Genomic DNA, 18,317 nt, shown 5'->3' on the forward strand with positions numbered 1-18,317 from the left:
CATCCGCCTGCGTCGTGCCAGCCTTGCCCAGCAGCTCGACTTCACCCGAACCGCGCGCATACGCGACCGTGATCGATTCCTTGTGTACATCGAGACCGACGTACAGCGTAGTGCTATCGTGTGCCATGCTGGCCTCCGTGCCGGAAATCGCCGGGTGCGGCCCTGTCCGCACCGTGCGGCTCTGGCAGCAATGCTAACCCGCGTCTGATCCCTCACGGCAGGCCAGCCTTTGCCTCACGGGAGTCATAGTGTCTAGCGCCCCGGCAGCAGCTTCTTCGCTTTTTTCAGCGCACCCGTGCTCTTATTCGGCTTCGTGCCCGGTTTGAAGAGCTTGACCGTGCGCACAGCCTGATCGTCGCTGCGCAGTACCTCGAGCTTCACGTCGCCGATCTGCACGCACACATCGCCTTCGGGAATCTCTTCGAGCACTTCCAGGATGAGGCCGTTGAGTGTTTTCGGACCGTCTGTCGGCAGCGTGATATGCAGCCAGCGATTGAGCTCGCGCAAGGGCATGCTGCCCGCCACGATCAGCTCGCCCTGATCGTTCCAGCCGCCCCGCCCGGTGCCGCTGCGCGGCATGGTGGTCGTGAATTCGCCAATCAGTTCTTCGATGATGTCTTCGGGCGTGACGAGCCCTTCCATCTCGCCGTACTCGTTCACGACGAGTGCGATGCGATGACGGCTTTCCTGGAAATACTGAAGTTGCTGGAAGACGGGCGTGCCGGTGGGGACGAAATACGGATCGGCGAGCAGTTCGCGCAGCGTCTCGCGCTCGAAGTCCTGGTTGTGCAGCGCGGCCAGCGTCTTGCGGACATGCAGCACGCCGAGCACGCGGTCGATGTCGCCCTGATAGACGACGAGCTTGTTGTGATAGCAGGTCTCGAGCTGATGCAGGATGTCTTCGAGCGGCGCGTCATAGTCGAGCGCCTCGATGCGCCGGCGCGGAATCATCACGTCATCGACGGTGATGTTTTCGAGATCGAACAGGTTTAGCAGGATGCTGCGGTGCTTCGTGGGCATGAAGCTGCCCGACTCCAGAACGATAGTGCGCAACTCCTCGGTCGAGAGCCGATGCTCATGGGCCTTGCTCGTGTTGATGTGCAGCACGCGCAGGATACCGTTCGCGAACATGTTCACGAACCAGATGAGCGGCTTGGTCACGCGCATGAGCGGCGCGATCAGAAGGCTGGCCGGCAGTGCGATCTTCTCGGGGAAGGTGGCGCCGACGATTTTCGGCGTGATTTCCGCGAATACGATGATGAGAAACGCGACGATACCGGTCGCAATCGAGAGCACCAGGTTGTCGTGGCCGAACGTATGCAGCGCGATCGAGGTGGTCAGGACCGGGATGATAGTGTTGAAGAGGTTATTGCCGATCAGGATGACAGAGAGCAACAGGTCGGTGCGCGCGAGCAGCTTCTGGGTGGTCTTCGCGCCGAGCGAGCCATGGTTCGCGAGATATTTCAGCCGATGGCGGTTGAGCGCCATCATCGCCGTTTCGGAGATAGAGAAGAAACTGGAGCAGATGAGCAGGACGAAGACGGCGCAAATCTGCGCCCATAAGGGAATGTGGTCCACGCGTCGAGAAAGAGAGGGGAGCGGATGAGGAAACTATAACAGAGGGGTGCTGCGGCACCGGCGCATCTGGCATGGACGCTGGCCGTATGGATAAGGCCGCGCGGCGGGTCTTGGGCGACCGGCTTTCGCGCAAGCGCCGACCGGTTTTCGAGCAGCGAACGGAGAATGCGGACGAAAAAAAGCCGCGCAATCAATGCGCGGCTTTTCCGAAATTCTGGTCGGGGTGAGAGGATTCGAACCTCCGGCCTCTACGTCCCGAACGTAGCGCTCTACCAGGCTAAGCTACACCCCGAATTTACTGCTGGACTCTTAAACCCGCTTCGCCTTGTTCAAGACTGGCGCGTCGTCGAGTAAGAACATAATTCTAGCAGGCTCTCTTTATAAATGGAAGAGGGAAATGACGAAATTGCTGCGGCGGCTGCCTGGGCCTCGGCCTTCGCGCATTGCAGCGTATGGTCGAGCGCGCCCGAGCGCGTGATGGCTGCAAAGATTTCGTCGAAGCGCGTCGTGCCGCCTTGCTCGATCGCTTCGCGTGCGAGGGCCGCTTCAGCAGCCGTGCCGTGCTCGATCAGCCAGATGAGCGGCAACGTGGGCTTGCCTTCGCGCAGATCGTCGCCGGCATTCTTGCCCATCGACTCCGGCGTGCCGGTGTAATCGAGCCAGTCGTCCATGATCTGGAATGCGGTGCCGATGCGTCGGCCATATTCCGCCGCCGCTTCTTCCGTGCGCGCATCCGCCCCCGAAAGCACCGCGCCCAGCTGCGCCGCCGCCTCGAAGAGCTTGGCCGTCTTGTAGCGGATCACCTGCATGTAGCGGCCGGTGTCGACGTCGGCGTCGTGCATGTTCAGGAGCTGGAGCACCTCGCCTTCGGAGATGATCGTCGTGGCCGCCGAGAGGATCTCCATCACGCGCATCTTGCCCACGCCCACCATCATCTCGAACGAGCGCGAGTACAGGTAGTCGCCCACCAGCACGCTCGCGGCGTTGCCGAAGAGGGCATTGGCCGTCTGGCGGCCGCGCCGCAGGTCGGATTCGTCGACGACATCGTCGTGCAGCAGCGTGGCCGTATGGATGAACTCGACGACGGCCGCGAGCACATGGCGATGCGTACTGCGGTCGCCTAGCGCGCCGGCCACGAGTAGCAGCAGGGCCGGGCGCAGCCGCTTGCCACCCGCGCCAATGATGTACTCGGAGATCTGGTTGATCAGCATCACCTCGGACGCCAGACTCTGCCGGATGACACGGTTGACCTGCTCCATGTCGCTGGCGATGGGCGCGAGCAGGGTGGCTGCGCTGGGGGAATGGGTGGCGGTGGACGACATGATGGCAAATATAGGTAGTGCCGCGGATTATAAGGCGAATCGACGGTGCGCCGGACGCTGCCCTGTCGTTTGGCCGAGGTTTCCTCGGCGCTTTCCTCTATTCGGCGCAGGCCGCGCAGCACGGTCAGACGTGTGTCCGCGCCCCGCCAGGTGGACTTTGCGTCGGGCCGGCCCGAAGAAGGCGCGGCCGTTGGGACGCTGTTGTCAATACCTTTTGACCGTGCAGCTAACTCTATGTATAATCGAGGGTTTCTGGGCGCGCAGTGCGTCCCGAATTATTGAAAGAGTGAGGTTCTCAATGTACGCGGTCATAAAAACCGGCGGCAAGCAGTACAAGGTTGCCGTTGGCGAAAAACTTAAAGTAGAACAGATACCGGCTGACATTGACGCAGAAATCACGCTCGACCAGGTTCTCGCAGTGGGCGAAGGCGAATCGATTAAGTTCGGTACGCCGCTGGTCAGTGGGGCTTCCGTCAAGGCCACCGTTGTGTCGCACGGTCGTCACGCCAAAGTGACCATCTTCAAGATGCGTCGCCGTAAGCACTACCAGAAGCACGCTGGCCACCGCCAGAACTACACCGAACTGCGCATCGACGCGATCAACGCGTAAGCGCACGAAGGTAAAGGAGCAAACACATGGCACACAAAAAGGCAGGCGGGTCGTCACGGAACGGCCGCGATTCCGAGTCGAAACGACTTGGCGTTAAGGTGTTCGGCGGCCAGGCAATCCTCGCCGGCGGCATCATCGTTCGCCAGCGCGGCACGCGCATGCACCCGGGCCTGAACGTCGGCATCGGCAAGGACCACACGCTCTTCGCGCTGGTCGACGGCCACGTCTCGTTCACGACCAAGGGCGCAGCGAACAAGCACACGGTCAACGTCGTCCCGGCAGCGGCCTAAGTACTAGCCGCTCGCAATCGACGCAAGGAAGGCCCCGCGAAGTTTGCGGGGCTTTTTGTTTATGCGCTTGCCTCGGCGGGCTGGCCGTTCGGCCAGGTTGGCCGGTGAGGCCGCTGCGGGCAAAATACCGATATTCACGGGACGGAGTAACTCATGAAGTTCATTGACGAAGCGAAGATCGAAGTCATCGCCGGCGATGGGGGCGATGGCAGCGCGTCGATGCGGCGCGAGAAGTTCGTCCCGTTCGGCGGGCCGGACGGTGGTGATGGCGGGCGAGGCGGCAGCGTCTACGCCATCGCCGACCGCAACATTAATACGCTGATCGACTATCGCTATACGAAGAAGCACCTCGCGCGCAACGGCGAAAACGGCCGCGGTTCGGACTGTTATGGCAAGGGTGGCGACGACGTCACGCTGCGCATGCCGGTGGGCACGGCAATCTCGGACCTCGACACGGGCGAGCTGATCGCCGACTTGACCGAGCACGATCAGCGCGTGATCGTCGCGAAGGGTGGTGCGGGCGGCCTCGGCAACCTGCATTTCAAGTCGTCCACCAACCGCGCGCCGCGCCAGAAGACCGATGGCAAGCCCGGCGAGCGCCGCATGCTCAAGCTCGAGCTGAAGGTGCTGGCCGACGTCGGCTTGCTCGGCATGCCGAATGCGGGCAAGTCCACGTTCATTTCCTCGGTGTCCAACGCCAAGCCGAAGATCGCCGATTACCCGTTCACCACGCTCGCTCCGAACCTGGGCGTGGTGCGCGTGGGTCCGAGCAAGAGCTTCGTGATCGCCGACATTCCGGGCCTGATCGAAGGCGCCGCCGAAGGCGCGGGCCTCGGCCATCAGTTCTTGCGCCATCTGCAGCGCACCAACCTGCTGCTGCATCTGGTCGATCTCGCACCGTTCGACGAAAGCATCGATCCGGTCGCAGAAGCGAAGGCGATCGTCGAGGAACTGCGCAAGTATGACGAGACGCTCTATGAAAAGCCGCGCTGGCTCGTGCTGAACAAGCTCGACATGGTGCCCGAGGAGGAGCGCGCGGCGCGTATCGCCGACTTCGTGAAGCGCTTCGAATGGGACGGCCCCGTTTTCGAGATTTCAGCGCTCACCGGTCAGGGTTGTGAGAATCTTTGCTACGCGGTGTACGACTACGTCGCCGAGCATTCGGACGCGCGCCGCGCTACCGAGGCCGAAGATCTCGCCTCCGACGTGCGCTTTCGCGAGGGTGGCCAAGGCCAGGGTGATCAGGACGCCGCGCAATCGCCGGAATAAACGCTGTACGCGCCGGTGCGCGGAGCGCGCCGGCAGCGCCAAGGAAGCTTCACGCGTCATTAGTCATTTGGGGAGACAGCGCAGCATGCGTTCCGTCATCGCCGATTCCCGGCGTCTGGTAGTGAAAGTCGGTTCGAGCCTCGTCACGAACGATGGTCGTGGGCTCGATCACGCGGCCATCGGCCGCTGGGCCGCGCAGATCGCGGCACTGCGCGCTCAAGGCAAGGAGGTCGTGCTCGTGAGTTCGGGCGCGATCGCCGAAGGCATGCAGCGCCTGGGCTGGACGAAGCGCCCGCGCGAAATCGACGAGCTGCAGGCCGCCGCCGCGGTCGGCCAGATGGGGCTCGCACAAGTCTACGAGAGCCGCTTTGCCGAACATGACATTCGCACCGCGCAGATTCTGCTCACGCATGCCGACCTCGCGGACCGCGAACGCTACCTGAACGCGCGTTCCACGCTGCTCACACTGCTGCGCCTCGGCGTGGTGCCGATCATCAACGAGAACGACACCGTGGTCACCGACGAAATCAAGTTCGGCGACAACGACACGCTCGGCGCGCTGGTGGCGAACCTGATCGAAGGCGACGCGCTCGTCATTCTCACCGACCAGACCGGTCTCTATACCGCCGACCCGCGCAAGGATCCGTCCGCCACGCTCGTGCAGGAAGCCGACGCGGGCAAGCCGGAGCTCGAGGCGATGGCTGGCGGCGCGGGCTCGAGCATCGGTCGCGGCGGCATGCTCACGAAGATTCTCGCGGCCAAGCGCGCGGCGCATAGCGGCGCGAACACCGTGATTGCAAGCGGGCGCGAGCCTGATGTGCTGGTGCGGCTTGCCACGGGCGAGGCCATCGGCACGCAGCTCATCGCACGCACCGCGCGCATGGCCGCGCGCAAGCAATGGATGGCCGATCACCTGCAGGTGCGCGGTCACGTCGTGATCGACGACGGCGCGGTGCAAAAGCTCAAGGCGGATGGCAAGAGCCTCTTGCCCATCGGCGTGGTCGGCGTGCAGGGCGCCTTCGCGCGCGGCGAAGTCATCGCGTGCCTGAACGGCGAGGGCCGCGAAGTCGCACGCGGCCTCACCAACTACAGCAGCGCCGAAACGAAGCTCATCCAGCGGCGTCCGAGTGGCGAGATCGAGAGCATTCTCGGCTACATGCTCGAGCCCGAGCTCATTCATCGCGACAATCTCGTGCTGATCTGAGCGCACTCGCTCTGGTGCATGGCCGGGGCGGACTGGAGATGACAAAAAGCCGCAGCGGTCATCGACCGCTGCGGCTTTTTTCTGGCAACTCTGGATTCGCGCGGGACCCGCACGGGGCGCGTGGCTGTGCAAGCGCGTGCTTATTGTCAGCGCACGAGCGTCGACTGCGTGCGCCCGTAGCGAATGTTCTCGACGATCGCCGACGCCTTCGCGATCGGCATCTTGTTCGCGCAGAAGTAGTCCTGATAAAGCGTCGAGTGGTAGGCATTGAGCGTGCCGTTCTCGATGCGCGACCAGTCGTTCGCCACGGTCTGGTCCCAGCCGTCGTGTTCGGCGTTCAGGCTCGCATACAGGCGCCACTCGTAGGTGTCGCAGCGGATCCCTTCGTAGTTGATGTTGCGCGCGCCGGTCGGGCTTGTGATGACGATGGTGTAGCGCACGACGCCGTCGGTGCCCACGCTGAGCGACGCCGGATCGACTGAGAACTTGAGCGGCGTATTGTTCGAGACATCGAAGCCGAGTAGCTGCGTATTGGCCTGCGGCAGCGCCGGCAGTCCTTCGAGCTTGTTTTCCTGCCAGCTGCCTTTGCGATCGAGCAGGTAGACGAAAGCGCTGTCGTCCTTGTTGGTGGGGGCAGAACCGCCGCAACCGGCCAGCAGGACGCTACTTGCGGCCGCGGCGCACACCGCGGCAAGAGCCAATCGTTTCAAATTGATATTCCTTCGATGCACAGGCGCTCGCGCGCGGGAATGCGCGGCGCCGCGGATGCGAACCGCAGCACGCGACGCCGCGCATCGATATGCACGGCGCCGGCGTTGCCGGTTCGGGGCGTTCAGTGCGACGTCGCGAGCCTTGCTTGCGCTACCCTTGCTCGCCCGGCGCAGGCTCGATCATACTCTCCGCCGCGCCGCAATCGCTTTCCAGCGCTGTGTCGCTGGCGGCATCGGCAAGCGATGGCTCGAACTGCACTTGCACCGCCTCGGCGTGTGCCGACGTGACGATGCGCGGGTAGCGCACCTCATGGCCGTGCACGACAGTACGCGCGGTGCGCGGCATGGCCGGGCGCCGCAGGAAGCGCGAAAGCTCGGTCAGCGCAAGCTGATAGACATCGCGCTTGAACTCGATGACCGCTTCGAGCGGCACCCAGTATTCGTTCCAGCGCCACGCATCGAACTCGGGATGCTCCGTCGCCCGCAGGCAGATATCGCAGTCGCGCCCGACCATGCGCAGCAGAAACCAGATCTGTTTCTGTCCGCGATAATGGCCGCGCACTTCGCGCTTGATGAACTTGTCCGGCACCTCATAACGCAACCAGTCGCGCGTGCGACCGACGATCTTGACGTGCTCCGGATGCAGACCGGTTTCTTCGTGCAACTCCCGATACATTGCCTGCATGGGGGTCTCACCATATTTGATGCCCCCTTGCGGAAACTGCCAGGAATGTTCGCGAACCCGTTTGCCCCAAAACACCTCGTTTCGCGCGTTCAAGAGGATGATGCCGACGTTCGGGCGAAACCCCTCACGATCCAGCATACAACCACCTTCGAATCCTTTAAAATTGCTTTGATTATAAACAGATAACGGCCCTTCCGCACCCGAGCGCCGGAACATTGGACCGATTTGCCGAACGTGCGCAAATTGCGTTGGCTGCAAGGCCGTCCGGTGTCATTCGCGCGGCGCACGGGGCGTTGTCATAATGTCGGGTCTGTGAACTCCACCGTTGGACTCTTTCGGGCGGCCTATCGTCGGGCCGCCGCCTTTGGAAAACTCTGAATGAAAGCCTCCCGTTTCTTTATCGGCACCCTGAAGGAAGCGCCGGCTGACGCCGAAATCGTCAGCCACAAGTTGATGGTCCGCGCGGGCATGATCCGCCGTGTTGCAGGCGGCATTTACAACTATCTGCCGGTCGGCCTGCGCTCGATCCGCAAGGTCGAGCAGATCGTGCGCGAGGAAATGAACCGCGCCGGCGCGATCGAGCTGCTCATGCCGGCCGTGCAGCCGGCCGAGCTCTGGCAGGAATCGGGTCGCTGGGAACAATACGGGCCGGAACTGCTGCGCTTCAAGGACCGCAAGCAGAGCGATTTCGTGATGGGGCCGACGCACGAGGAGGTCGTCACCGACATCGCGCGCAACCAGATCAAGAGCTACCGTCAGATGCCGGTGAACTTCTACCAGGTCCAGACGAAGTTTCGCGATGAAATCCGTCCCCGTTTCGGCGTGATGCGCGGCCGCGAGTTCATCATGAAGGACTCGTATTCGTTCGATAAGGACGTCGAAGGCCTGAAGCTCTCGTATCAGAAGATGTACGACGCGTACGTGCGCATTTTCACGCGCCTGGGCCTGCATTTTCGCGCGGTCGCGGCTGACAACGGCTCGATCGGCGGCAGCGGCTCGCACGAGTTCCACGTGATCGCGGAAACCGGCGAAGACGACATCGCTTACTGCCCGACCTCGGAATTCGCGGCCAACGTTGAAGCGGCCGAAGCGCTGCCGCTCATCGCGGAGCGTGCTGCGCCCAAACAGGCGCTCACGAAAACGTCCACGCCTGGCGCGGCCAAGTGCGAGGCGGTGGCCGACCTGCTCGGTCTCGAGCTCCAGAGCACGATCAAGTCCATCGTGCTCGCGACGGAAAACGAGGGCGCCGAGCCGACGATCTGGATGCTGATGCTGCGCGGCGACCACGACCTGAACGAGATCAAGGCGAGCAAGATCGAAGGCCTCGCGGGCTTTCGCTTCGCGACCGAAGCCGAGATCGTCGAGTGGTTCGGCACGCCGCCGGGCTACCTCGGGCCGCTGAACACGAAGAAGCCCGTGAAGGTAATCGCCGACCGTACGGTCGCGAACATGAGCGACTTCGTGGTGGGCTCGAACGAAGTGGACTTCCACACCACGGGCGTGAACTGGGGCCGCGACCTGCCGGAGCCGGTCGTCGCCGACATCCGCAACGTGAAGAAGGGCGATCCCTCGCCGGACGGCAAGGGCGTGCTCGACATCTGCCGCGGCATCGAAGTGGGCCACGTGTTCCAGCTCGGCACCAAGTACTCCGAGGCAATGGGCTCGACCTTCCTCGCCGAGAACGGCAAGCCCGCGCCGATGCAGATGGGCTGCTACGGCATCGGCATCACGCGTATCCTGGGCGCGGCGATCGAGCAGAACTTCGACGAGAAGGGCATCATCTGGCCGGAATCGATTGCGCCGTTCCAGGTCGTCGTGTGCCCGATGGGCATGGACCGCAGCGAACTCGTGCGCGAGCACGCCGAGCGCGTCTACGACGAGCTGCTGAAGGCCGGCGTGGACGTGATCCTCGACGACCGCGGCGAGCGTCCGGGCGTGATGTTCGCCGACTGGGAGCTGATCGGCGTGCCGCATCGTCTCGTGATCGGCGAGCGCGGCTTGAAGGAAGGCAAGATCGAGTACCAGGGCCGCCGCGACGCCGAGGCGACGCTGCTGCCGGCCGAAGAGGCCGCGCAGTCCGTGGCGCAGAAGATCCAGGCCGCGCTCGCGATCTGAGGTCGATGGCCAGATTGAGCTAAAGGAGCGCCGCGAGCGTCGAACAAGCGTGGAATACAGCTTTCTGTCAGCGACCGTTCTTCTGCTGCTCATTACCGATCCGCTCGGCAACATCCCGCTTTTCATCGGGTGCCTGCATCACGTGGCGCGGGAGCGCCGGGCGATCGTGATCCTGCGCGAAGTGGCGATCGCGTTCGTGATCCTGCTTATCTTCATGGTGGCCGGCAACGCCTTCCTGAGGATGATGGGACTCACGGACACGTCGCTGCGCATCGGCGGCGGCATCGTGCTGTTCCTGATCGCGCTGCGCATGATCTTTCCGCATCCGGGCGGTCCGTTCGGCGGCGGCGACAAGACCAGCGAGCCGCTCATCGTGCCGCTCGCGATCCCCGCACTCGCAGGGCCTTCGGCGCTCGCAACGGTCATGCTGCTCACCTCGCAGGCGCCTGGCAAGCTGTTCGAGTGGATCGGCGCGCTAGTCGTGACGATGGCGATCTGCGCGATCGTGCTGGTGCTCGCGGAGCGCATCCAGCAATGGCTCGGCGAGCGCGTGGTGACGGCTTTCGAGCGGTTGATGGGCCTCGTGCTCGTGGCGATCTCGGTGGAGATGATCCTCGCGGGCGTCAGTGCGTTCGTGCGTCATCTCTGACGCTGTTGACTGACGCTATCGCCTGAGGTCATTGCCTGCGGTTATTGCTGATTCGGAGGCACAAAAAAAGCAGCCCGCGGGCTGCTTTTTTCATGGTGCCGGCACGAAAGGCTGTGAGAAGCCGTTGCCGCATCAGGTGCATCAGGGGTGGGCATCAAGCGCCTTCGGTCAGCGCCCGGATGGTCGGCAGATTGCGCCAGTAGCCCTTCGCATCCATGCCGCAGCCGAATACGTAGCGGTCCGGCACCGAAAAGCCGCAGTAGTCGGGATGCAGCGGTTTGGCTTTCGTGAGGATCTTCTCGCACAGCACGGCCGAGAGGAAACGCTTCGCGCCCATGTCCATGATGCGGTCGCGGATCGCGGCCATGGTCTCGCCTTCGTCGAGGATGTCGTCGAGCACGAGGACGACACGGTCCTTCACCGACTCGCGCGGCGCCACGCGCCACTGCATTTCCGCGCTGCCCTTGATGGCGTTGCGATAGCGCGTGAGGTGGATGTAGTCGAATTCGAGCGGGAAGTCGAGGTGCGGCAACAGCATGCCGGTGAACACGGCGGCTCCGCCCATCACCGACAGCACGAGCGGAAAGTCCTCGCTGACCTCGGCGCGGATGGCTTCGGCCATTCGGCCGATCGACGCATTGACCTCGCCCTTCGAAACGATTTCTTCGGAGTGGCGGAAAATGTGAAGGGCTTCTTCGCGATTCATGACTGTGGTGTAGCGGTAACTGTAGCTATTTTCCATCAACGCATGCCGGGCATCATGCCCTTCATGCCGCGCATCATCTTCTGCAGATTGCCGCCCTTGAGCTTCTTCATCATGGTGCGCATCTGGTCGTACTGATTGAGCATGCGGTTCACTTCCTGAACCTGCACGCCCGCACCCGCCGCAATGCGGCGCTTGCGCGTGGCCTTGATGAGATCCGGCTTGGCGCGCTCGGTGGGCGTCATCGAGTTGATGATGCCTTCCATGCGGCGCAACTGCTTTTCGGCCTGGCCCATGTCGGCGCCCGAGGCGGCCTGCTGGAACTGCGCGGGCAGCTTGTCCATGAGCGACGACAGGCCACCCATGTTCTTCATTTGCGAGAGCTGCGCGCGGAAGTCGTTGAGGTCGAAGTCGCCGCCTTTCTTGACCTTGTCGGCGAGCTTCTGCGCGGCCTGCACGTCCACGCCGCGCTGCGCTTCCTCGACGAGCGCGAGAATGTCGCCCATGCCGAGGATCCGGTTCGCCATGCGCTCCGGATAGAACACTTCGAGGCCGTCGAGCTTTTCCGCGACGCCGACGAACTTGATCGGCTTGCCCGTGATGTGGCGCACGGAAAGCGCCGCGCCGCCGCGCGAGTCGCCGTCGAGCTTGGTGAGCACGACGCCGGTGAGCGGCAGGGCGTCGTTGAACGCCTTGGCGGTGTTGACCGCGTCCTGGCCGAGCATGGCGTCCACGACGAAGAGCGTTTCCGCGGGCTTGAGCGACGCGTGCAGCGCGGTGATCTCGTTCATCATCGCCTCGTCGATACCGAGGCGGCCGGCCGTGTCGACGAGCAGCACGTCGTGGTAGTGGCGCTTGGCCCAGTCCACGGCCGCGGCGGCGATGTCGACGGGCTTTTGATCGGGCAGCGAGGGGAAGAAGTCGGCGCCGACCTGTTCCGTTACCGTCTTCAACTGCGCGATAGCGGCAGGGCGGTAGACGTCGCAGGAAACGGTGAGGACCTTCTTCTTGTACTTCTCGCGCAGGAGCTTGGCGAGCTTGCCGACCGTGGTGGTTTTACCGGCGCCTTGCAGGCCCGCCATCAGGATGACCGCGGGCGGCGTGACGGCGAGATCGAGTTCGGCGGCCTTGCCTTCGTAGTCGCCGCCGATCACGGCGGTCAGCTCGCGCTGCACCACGCCAACCAGTGCCTGGCCGGGCGAGAGGCTGCCGATCACTTCTTCGCCGAGCGCCTTTTCCTTTACCTTGGCGATGAATTCGCGCACGACGGGCAGCGCCACGTCCGCTTCCAGCAGTGCGAGGCGCACTTCGCGCAGCATTTCCTGCGTGTTGGCCTCGGTCAGCCGGGCCTCGCCGCGCAGCGTCTTGACGACGCGCGCCATCCGTTGAGTGAGATTGTCGAGCATGGGGAGCGGTGAGCAGTGCGGCCCGGTGCACGCGCGCGGAAGGGGGAATCGAGGGCGATTCGCCGCGATCCGTCGCGGAGCGGGGGCCTATAGTAAACTTCGAACATGGATATTGTACTGTATGCCCTCACCGTGCTCCTGTACGGCGGTTTGTGTGCCGCCGACTGGCGGGCATTGCGTCGCGCGAGCGGCGCGCCGCTTTTCGGCAGCATGCCGCCAGTTCCGGTGACGGTTGCCGTGGGTGCGCCGGGTGTTTCCGGTGGCTCGCACGATGGCGCGCCGCGTGCGCGCGGTTTCGGCCTGCTTTCTCGCGCGCTGCTGTTCGTCGCGCTCGCGGCGCATGGCCTGCTGCTGCACATGACGATCTTCCCCGCCCACGAGATGGTGTTCGGCTTCGCGTTTGCGTTGTCGGCCATGTTCTGGCTCGGCGCGGTGATCTACTGGATCGAGAGCTTTTTCTTCGCGCTCGACGGGCTGCGTTTGCTGCTGTTGCCGCTGGCCGCGGTGGCGTCGATCCTGCCGCTCGTGTTCGGCGGTGTGCGCGTGCTGCCGTACGCGGCCGCGCCCATGTTCAAGCTGCATTTCGTCATCGCCAATGTCGCTTACGGGCTGTTCGCGATCGCCGCGCTGCACGCCGTGCTGATGCTCGCGGTCGAGCGTCGTCTGCATGCGCTCAAGGGCGCCGGTGTCCAGCGCAACGGTGGCGATCGCGGCAATCGTGGCGGTAATTCGGGCGGTCATCGCGGAGGCGGTTGGCTCTCGAACTGGATCGAGACGCTGCCGCCGCTGCTCACGATGGAGAAGCTGCTGTTCCGTCTGATCGGCGCGGGCTTTGTGCTGCTCACGGCCACCCTGATCTCGGGCATCGTGTTCAGCGAGCAATTGATTGACCGCCCGCTCGCTCTCGATCACAAGACCGTGTTCGCGATTCTCTCGTGGCTGATGTTCGGCTCGCTGCTCACCGCGCGCAAGATTTCCGGCTGGCGCGGCCGCGCAGCGCTGCGCTGGGTGATCGCGTCGTTCGTCGCGCTCCTGCTCGCCTATGTGGGCAGCCGCTTCGTGTTCGAGGTGCTGTTGCACCGCCCCATCGTCTGACGCGAGGCACGTTGCCTCGCCAGTGGCGTACAGATTCATACGCTGATTCCATGAGACAGATTCTTCTCCTGATCCTGCTGTTCGTCGTCGGACAGTGGTTCTTCAAGTCGCTGCGCAGCTCGCAGCATTCGCGTCCCGGCGCCGATCCGAAGCAGGGCGGCGCAGGCGCGTGGCGCACGGGCAGCGGGGCCGGCGGTCCTTTCGGTACGAATGGCGCAGACACTTCGGGCGGTCGCGCGGCTGGCAATTCGGCTGGGAATTCGGCCGGCAACGCGACCGGCAATGCGGGCAGAAGCGGCGCGTTGCCCGAGCCGATGGTCCGCTGCGTCGAGTGCGGGGTTCACGCGCCGCGCAGCGAGTCGGTGAGCGTGGGCACACAAACCTTCTGCTGCGCCGAGCACGCGCGCGCATACGACGCGCACAGGACCGGCCAGGATCGTCCCGCGCGATGAGTGCGGCCCCGTCGTCCGGGTCGACCGCGTTCGAAGTCGATGCGCAGGGCTGGGTCGCTGGTGCGCTTCGCCTGCCAACGCCCAATTTCGAGGCGCGTCCTGCGGGTGCGATTCCCACGCTGATCGTCGTGCACAACATCAGCCTGCCGCCCGACACCTTCGGCGGCCCCGAGATCGCCGACCTGTTCCTCAATCGCCTCGACTGCGATGCGCATCCGTACTTCGATGCGCATCTGCGCGGCGTGCGTGTCTCCGCGCACTTCGTGATCCATCGCGACGGCAAGCTCGAGCAGTTCGTCTCGTGCGCCGAGCGTGCGTGGCACGCGGGCCTGTCGAGCTTCTTCGGGCGCGAGCGCTGCAATGACTTCTCGATCGGCATCGAGCTCGAGGGCAGCGACACGCGCGCGTTCGAACCCGCGCAATATGCGACTCTCGTGCCGCTCGTGAAGGCGCTGGCGGCGCACTATCCGATCGACGCGCTCGCGGGGCATTCGGATATCGCGCCTGGCCGCAAGACCGATCCGGGCCCGCATTTCGACTGGGCTCGCTTGCAGCGTGAGACACAACTCGGCGACGCGTTCTTTCCCTATCTTCACGTCCGCGATGCATCGTCAACGTCGTCGTGACGCCTCGAAGCGCAACTAAACAAGCCTCCTGGCCGCGCGCGAACCGTAGCGTTGCGCATGGACTTTCTGACGCAAGCAAATCGACGTTTCGCGCGAATGCCCGCGCCGTCTGGGCTTCGCGCCGCAGCCTCGCTTGTCAATACTTTGGCCACGAAATTTAGCCGTTGACCGTCCGGCAACTTCCACTATACTTCGTACCCGAAGCACGGCTTTACACCATATGTTGTGTTGTTCTGCGGCGCCCCGCTCTGGCGAGCATGGCGCCGCGCGCATTAGCGGCATAGAAAAACTTGTGCAGTGCGGCTAGCCGGGAAACCGGCCTACCGGCTGCAATCGAGAAAAAAGGTACAGCCAATGATCGCGGCATCCACGATGAAGACCAAAGCATTCCGTGATTCATCTGCCTTGCCGCATCCGGCAGCCTCGCCAGGCTGGCTTTTCTTCTCCGCCCAATCGTTCGCGCACACGGGGGCGCGGCGCCCGTTTTAATTCGCGAAATCCCTTCGCACATTTCCAGGACCAGGAGCTTTGCACATGCAAACGACCGATAACGTCTCGACCCAGTACGAAGGCGCGCCTGCCGCGCGCACGCTGGGTGGCCAGCCGCAGGACGGCCAGGCCGGCGCGACGCAGTTCGCCGACCACAAGGTGATTCGCCGTAATGGCAGCGTCGTGGGCTTCGAGCCGTCGAAGATCGCCCTCGCGATGACCAAGGCATTCCTGGCCGTCAATGGCGGGCAGGGTGCGGCGTCGGCGCGCGTTCGCGAACTCGTCGAGCAGCTCACGCAGAACGTCGTGCGCGCACTCGTGCGCAGCCGCCCGAACGGCGGCACGTTCCACATCGAAGACATCCAGGATCAGGTCGAGCTCGCGCTCATGCGCGGCGGCGAGCACAATGTCGCGCGCGCCTACGTGCTGTATCGCGAGAAGCGCAACCAGGAGCGCGCGCACGCACCGGAAGCGGCAGCGTCGGCAGCGCCTGGCATCAACGTCACCGACAACGGCGTGACGCGTCCGCTCGACATGCACGCACTGCGCGCGCTGATCGTCTCGGCCTGCGAGGGTCTTGGCGATGCCGTGATCGCAGACCCGATCGTCGCGGAAACGGTGAAGAACCTCTACGACGGCGTGCCGATGTCGCAGGTTTACGACTCGGCCATCCTCGCAGCGCGCACGATGATCGAAAAGGATCCGGCGTACAGCCAGGCCACCTCGCGCATTCTGCTGCACACGATCCGTCGCGAAATTCTCGAAGAGGAAGTGACGCAAGCCGACATGAGCTGGCGCTACGCCGAGTACTTCCCGCAGTTCATCAAGCGCGGCGTGGAAGCGGGCCTGCTCGACGACAAGCTCCAGCAGTTCGACCTGAAGCGTCTCGGTAACGCGCTCGACGCGAGCCGCGATCTGCAGTTCGGCTACCTCGGCCTGCAAACGCTCTACGACCGCTACTTCCTGCACGTGCACGGCACGCGCATCGAGATGCCGCAGGCATTCTTCATGCGTGTCGCGATGGGCCTCTCGCTCAACGAGATCGACCGCGAAGCGCGCGCAATCGAGTTCTACAACGTGCTCTCGTCGTTCGACTTCATGTCGTCGACGCCCACGCTGTTCAACTCGGGCACGCACCGCTCGCAGCTCTCGTCGTGCTACCTCACGACGGTTGCCGACGACCTCGATGGTATCTACGAAGCGCTCAAGGACAACGCGCTGCTCTCGAAGTTTGCCGGCGGCCTCGGCAACGACTGGACGCGCGTGCGCGCGCTCGGCTCGCATATCAAGGGCACCAACGGCAAGTCGCAAGGCGTCGTGCCGTTCCTGAAGGTGGTCAACGACACGGCAGTCGCCGTGAACCAGGGCGGCAAGCGCAAGGGCGCGGTGTGCGCGTACCTGGAGTCGTGGCACCTCGACATCGAAGAGTTCCTCGAGCTGCGCAAGAATACCGGCGACGACCGTCGACGCACCCACGACATGAACACGGCGAACTGGATTCCCGACCTGTTCATGAAGCGCGTGATGGAAGGCGGCGACTGGACGCTCTTCTCGCCCTCGACCTGCCCGGATCTGCACGACAAGTTCGGCGCCGAATTCGAGCAGGCTTACACGGCTTACGAAGAGAAGGTCGCGCGCGGCGAGATCAAACTGTTCAAGAAGATCCCGGCAGCGCAAATGTGGCGCAAGATGCTCGGCATGCTGTTCGAAACGGGTCACCCGTGGATCACGTTCAAGGATCCGTGCAACATCCGTTCGCCGCAGCAGCACGTGGGCGTCGTCCACTCGTCGAACCTGTGCACGGAAATCACGCTGAACACCAGCGACAGCGAAATCGCCGTGTGTAATCTGGGCTCGGTGAACCTGGTCGCGCACATGGTCGAACAGGCCGACGGCACGTTCGCGCTCGACCACGAGAAGCTCAAGCGCACCATCAGCGTGGCGATGCGCATGCTCGACAACGTCATCGACATCAACTACTACGCGGTGTCGAAGGCGCGCAACTCGAACCTGAAGCACCGCCCGGTGGGCATGGGCATCATGGGCTTCCAGGACTGCCTGCATGTGCTGCGCACGCCGTTTGCTTCGCAAGAGGCCGTGGAGTTCGCCGACCGCTCGATGGAAGCGGTCTGCTACTACGCGTACTGGGCGTCGACGGAGCTGGCGGCGGAGCGCGGCCGCTACTCGACCTATCGCGGCTCGCTGTGGGATCGCGGCATCCTCCCGCAAGACACGCTCAAGCTGCTCGCCGAGCAACGCGGCGGCTATGTGGAAGTCGACTCGAGCGAGTCGATGGACTGGACCTCGCTGCGCGAGCGCATCGCCACGCACGGCATGCGTAACTCGAACTGCATCGCGATCGCGCCGACCGCGACCATCTCGAACATCATCGGCGTCTCGCCTTGCATCGAGCCGACGTTCCAGAACCTCTACGTGAAGTCGAACCTCTCGGGCGAATTCACGGTGGTGAACGACTACCTCGTGCGCGACCTGAAGGCGCGCGGCTTGTGGGACGAAGTCATGGTCGCCGACCTGAAGTACTTCGACGGCATGCTCTCGCGTATCGACCGCGTGCCGGCCGATCTGCGCGCGGTGTACGCGACGGCGTTCGAAGTCGACCCGACGTGGCTCGTCGAAGCCGCATCGCGTCGCCAGAAGTGGATCGACCAGGCGCAGTCGCTGAACATCTTCATGGCGGGCGCATCGGGCAAGAAGCTCGACGAGATCTACAAGCTCGCCTGGATCCGCGGTCTGAAGACCACGTACTACCTGCGCACGATGGCGGCCACGCACGTCGAGAAGTCGACGGTTGCGCACGGCGCGCTCAACGCAGTGCCGACGGGTGGTAACGGTGGTAACGGCGGCGGTGCGGGCAGCGCAGGTGGCGCAGGCTTCGGTGCAGCGGGTGGTGCAAACGGCGCGGGTTCGAGCGTGATGCAGGCAGCGCCGGCAGCGCAAGCGGCGCCCGAAGCAGAAGGTCCGGTGTGCATGATGCGTCCGGGCGATGCTGGCTTCGAAGAGTGCGAGGCTTGCCAGTAAAGCGGCAGCGCGCGATGCAACGTCGCGCGCATGAAGCAGGACTTGAAGCAGGACTTGAAGCAGGACCGACAGCAG

The 18,317-nt window shown here is 63.8% G+C and carries 15 protein-coding genes, 1 tRNA gene and 2 pseudogenes; 10 read left to right on the plus strand and 8 right to left on the minus strand.

Features of this window, described 5'->3' with window-relative positions:
• The 4 genes and pseudogenes from L5014_RS05155 to L5014_RS05170 form a co-directional block, all read right to left on the minus strand.
• Positions 1 to 127, minus strand: a pseudogene (locus L5014_RS05155) (IS110 family transposase); the annotation flags it as partial.
• Between the two features lie 125 nt (positions 128 to 252).
• Positions 253 to 1,578: an HlyC/CorC family transporter gene (locus L5014_RS05160; RefSeq protein WP_238462520.1), complete on the minus strand. Its 1,326-nt coding sequence runs from the start codon at positions 1,576 to 1,578 to the stop codon at positions 253 to 255.
• 215 nt (positions 1,579 to 1,793) lie between these two features.
• Positions 1,794 to 1,870, minus strand: a tRNA-Pro gene (locus L5014_RS05165).
• Between the two features lie 37 nt (positions 1,871 to 1,907).
• Entirely contained in the window at positions 1,908 to 2,900 is a 993-nt protein-coding gene (locus tag L5014_RS05170) for a polyprenyl synthetase family protein (RefSeq protein WP_238462521.1), read from the minus strand.
• Positions 2,901 to 3,198: 298 nt separating this feature from the next.
• Here L5014_RS05170 and rplU point away from each other — a divergent pair, with 298 nt between their 5' ends.
• The 4 genes from rplU to proB all read left to right on the plus strand — a co-directional run bounded on the left by rplU (position 3,199) and on the right by proB (position 6,273).
• Positions 3,199 to 3,510: a 50S ribosomal protein L21 gene (gene rplU, locus L5014_RS05175; protein ID WP_111484783.1), complete on the plus strand. Its 312-nt coding sequence runs from the start codon at positions 3,199 to 3,201 to the stop codon at positions 3,508 to 3,510.
• A gap of 26 nt (positions 3,511 to 3,536) precedes the next feature.
• The gene (gene rpmA, locus L5014_RS05180) at positions 3,537 to 3,800 is read left to right on the plus strand and encodes a 50S ribosomal protein L27 (protein ID WP_028220126.1); all 264 of its coding nucleotides are present in this window, start codon (positions 3,537 to 3,539) and stop codon (positions 3,798 to 3,800) included.
• Positions 3,801 to 3,953: 153 nt separating this feature from the next.
• Positions 3,954 to 5,069 (plus strand): Obg family GTPase CgtA, encoded by a 1,116-nt coding sequence (gene cgtA / locus L5014_RS05185; RefSeq protein ID WP_238462522.1) that lies wholly within the window; start codon positions 3,954 to 3,956, stop codon positions 5,067 to 5,069.
• An 85-nt stretch (positions 5,070 to 5,154) separates the two neighbouring features.
• Entirely contained in the window at positions 5,155 to 6,273 is a 1,119-nt protein-coding gene (gene proB, locus L5014_RS05190; protein ID WP_238462523.1) for a glutamate 5-kinase, read from the plus strand.
• A 146-nt stretch (positions 6,274 to 6,419) separates the two neighbouring features.
• Here proB and L5014_RS05195 read toward each other — a convergent pair whose 3' ends face one another.
• Together L5014_RS05195 and L5014_RS05200 are read right to left on the minus strand one after the other, a co-directional pair.
• Positions 6,420 to 6,983, minus strand: coding sequence for a CNP1-like family protein (locus tag L5014_RS05195; protein ID WP_238462524.1), 564 nt, complete (start codon positions 6,981 to 6,983; stop codon positions 6,420 to 6,422).
• Between the two features lie 256 nt (positions 6,984 to 7,239).
• Positions 7,240 to 7,806 (minus strand): annotated as a pseudogene (locus L5014_RS05200) (RNA pyrophosphohydrolase); the annotation flags it as partial.
• A gap of 240 nt (positions 7,807 to 8,046) precedes the next feature.
• Here L5014_RS05200 and L5014_RS05205 point away from each other — a divergent pair.
• Complete coding sequence (locus L5014_RS05205) at positions 8,047 to 9,783, plus strand: proline--tRNA ligase (protein ID WP_238462525.1); 1,737 nt, start codon at positions 8,047 to 8,049, stop codon at positions 9,781 to 9,783.
• A gap of 49 nt (positions 9,784 to 9,832) precedes the next feature.
• Complete coding sequence (locus L5014_RS05210; protein WP_238462526.1) at positions 9,833 to 10,432, plus strand: MarC family protein; 600 nt, start codon at positions 9,833 to 9,835, stop codon at positions 10,430 to 10,432.
• A 154-nt stretch (positions 10,433 to 10,586) separates the two neighbouring features.
• Here L5014_RS05210 and L5014_RS05215 read toward each other — a convergent pair whose 3' ends face one another.
• Positions 10,587 to 11,138, minus strand: a complete 552-nt coding sequence (locus L5014_RS05215; protein WP_238462856.1) for a hypoxanthine-guanine phosphoribosyltransferase — start codon at positions 11,136 to 11,138, stop codon at positions 10,587 to 10,589.
• A 35-nt stretch (positions 11,139 to 11,173) separates the two neighbouring features.
• Positions 11,174 to 12,541, minus strand: coding sequence for a signal recognition particle protein (ffh, locus tag L5014_RS05220; RefSeq protein WP_238462527.1), 1,368 nt, complete (start codon positions 12,539 to 12,541; stop codon positions 11,174 to 11,176).
• Between the two features lie 105 nt (positions 12,542 to 12,646).
• Between ffh and L5014_RS05225 the strand changes: the two genes are divergently transcribed.
• From L5014_RS05225 to L5014_RS05240, 4 genes are all read left to right on the plus strand, one after another.
• Positions 12,647 to 13,636: a cytochrome C assembly family protein gene (locus tag L5014_RS05225; protein WP_238462528.1), complete on the plus strand. Its 990-nt coding sequence runs from the start codon at positions 12,647 to 12,649 to the stop codon at positions 13,634 to 13,636.
• Between the two features lie 50 nt (positions 13,637 to 13,686).
• The gene (locus tag L5014_RS05230) at positions 13,687 to 14,088 is read left to right on the plus strand and encodes a PP0621 family protein (RefSeq protein WP_238462529.1); all 402 of its coding nucleotides are present in this window, start codon (positions 13,687 to 13,689) and stop codon (positions 14,086 to 14,088) included.
• On the plus strand, positions 14,085 to 14,714 hold the full coding sequence (ampD, locus tag L5014_RS05235) for a 1,6-anhydro-N-acetylmuramyl-L-alanine amidase AmpD (RefSeq protein WP_238462530.1): 630 nt from the start codon (positions 14,085 to 14,087) through the stop codon (positions 14,712 to 14,714). The genes L5014_RS05230 and ampD overlap by 4 nt, the downstream gene beginning before the upstream one ends.
• Before the next feature lie 534 nt (positions 14,715 to 15,248).
• Entirely contained in the window at positions 15,249 to 18,242 is a 2,994-nt protein-coding gene (locus L5014_RS05240; RefSeq protein ID WP_238462531.1) for a ribonucleoside-diphosphate reductase subunit alpha, read from the plus strand.
• The last annotated feature ends 75 nt before the right edge of the window (positions 18,243 to 18,317 follow it).

Source organism: Paraburkholderia tagetis, from assembly GCF_022213065.1.
In the GTDB taxonomy this organism is placed as follows: Bacteria; Pseudomonadota; Gammaproteobacteria; order Burkholderiales; family Burkholderiaceae; genus Paraburkholderia; species Paraburkholderia tagetis.

Excerpts from the sequence above, each read along its gene's own strand:
- ampD (WP_238462530.1), top strand. The coding sequence starts at position 14,085 with ATGAGTGCGGCCCCGTCGTCCGGGTCGACCGCGTTCGAAGTCGATGCG.
- L5014_RS05170 (WP_238462521.1), bottom strand. The coding sequence starts at position 2,900 with ATGTCGTCCACCGCCACCCATTCCCCCAGCGCAGCCACCCTGCTCGCG.
- L5014_RS05215 (WP_238462856.1), bottom strand. The coding sequence starts at position 11,138 with ATGAATCGCGAAGAAGCCCTTCACATTTTCCGCCACTCCGAAGAAATC.
- L5014_RS05230 (WP_238462529.1), top strand. The coding sequence starts at position 13,687 with ATGAGACAGATTCTTCTCCTGATCCTGCTGTTCGTCGTCGGACAGTGG.
- L5014_RS05240 (WP_238462531.1), top strand. The coding sequence starts at position 15,249 with ATGCAAACGACCGATAACGTCTCGACCCAGTACGAAGGCGCGCCTGCC.
- rpmA (WP_028220126.1), top strand. The coding sequence starts at position 3,537 with ATGGCACACAAAAAGGCAGGCGGGTCGTCACGGAACGGCCGCGATTCC.
- ffh (WP_238462527.1), bottom strand. The coding sequence starts at position 12,541 with ATGCTCGACAATCTCACTCAACGGATGGCGCGCGTCGTCAAGACGCTG.
- L5014_RS05225 (WP_238462528.1), top strand. The coding sequence starts at position 12,647 with ATGGATATTGTACTGTATGCCCTCACCGTGCTCCTGTACGGCGGTTTG.
- rplU (WP_111484783.1), top strand. The coding sequence starts at position 3,199 with ATGTACGCGGTCATAAAAACCGGCGGCAAGCAGTACAAGGTTGCCGTT.
- L5014_RS05205 (WP_238462525.1), top strand. The coding sequence starts at position 8,047 with ATGAAAGCCTCCCGTTTCTTTATCGGCACCCTGAAGGAAGCGCCGGCT.
- proB (WP_238462523.1), top strand. The coding sequence starts at position 5,155 with ATGCGTTCCGTCATCGCCGATTCCCGGCGTCTGGTAGTGAAAGTCGGT.
- cgtA (WP_238462522.1), top strand. The coding sequence starts at position 3,954 with ATGAAGTTCATTGACGAAGCGAAGATCGAAGTCATCGCCGGCGATGGG.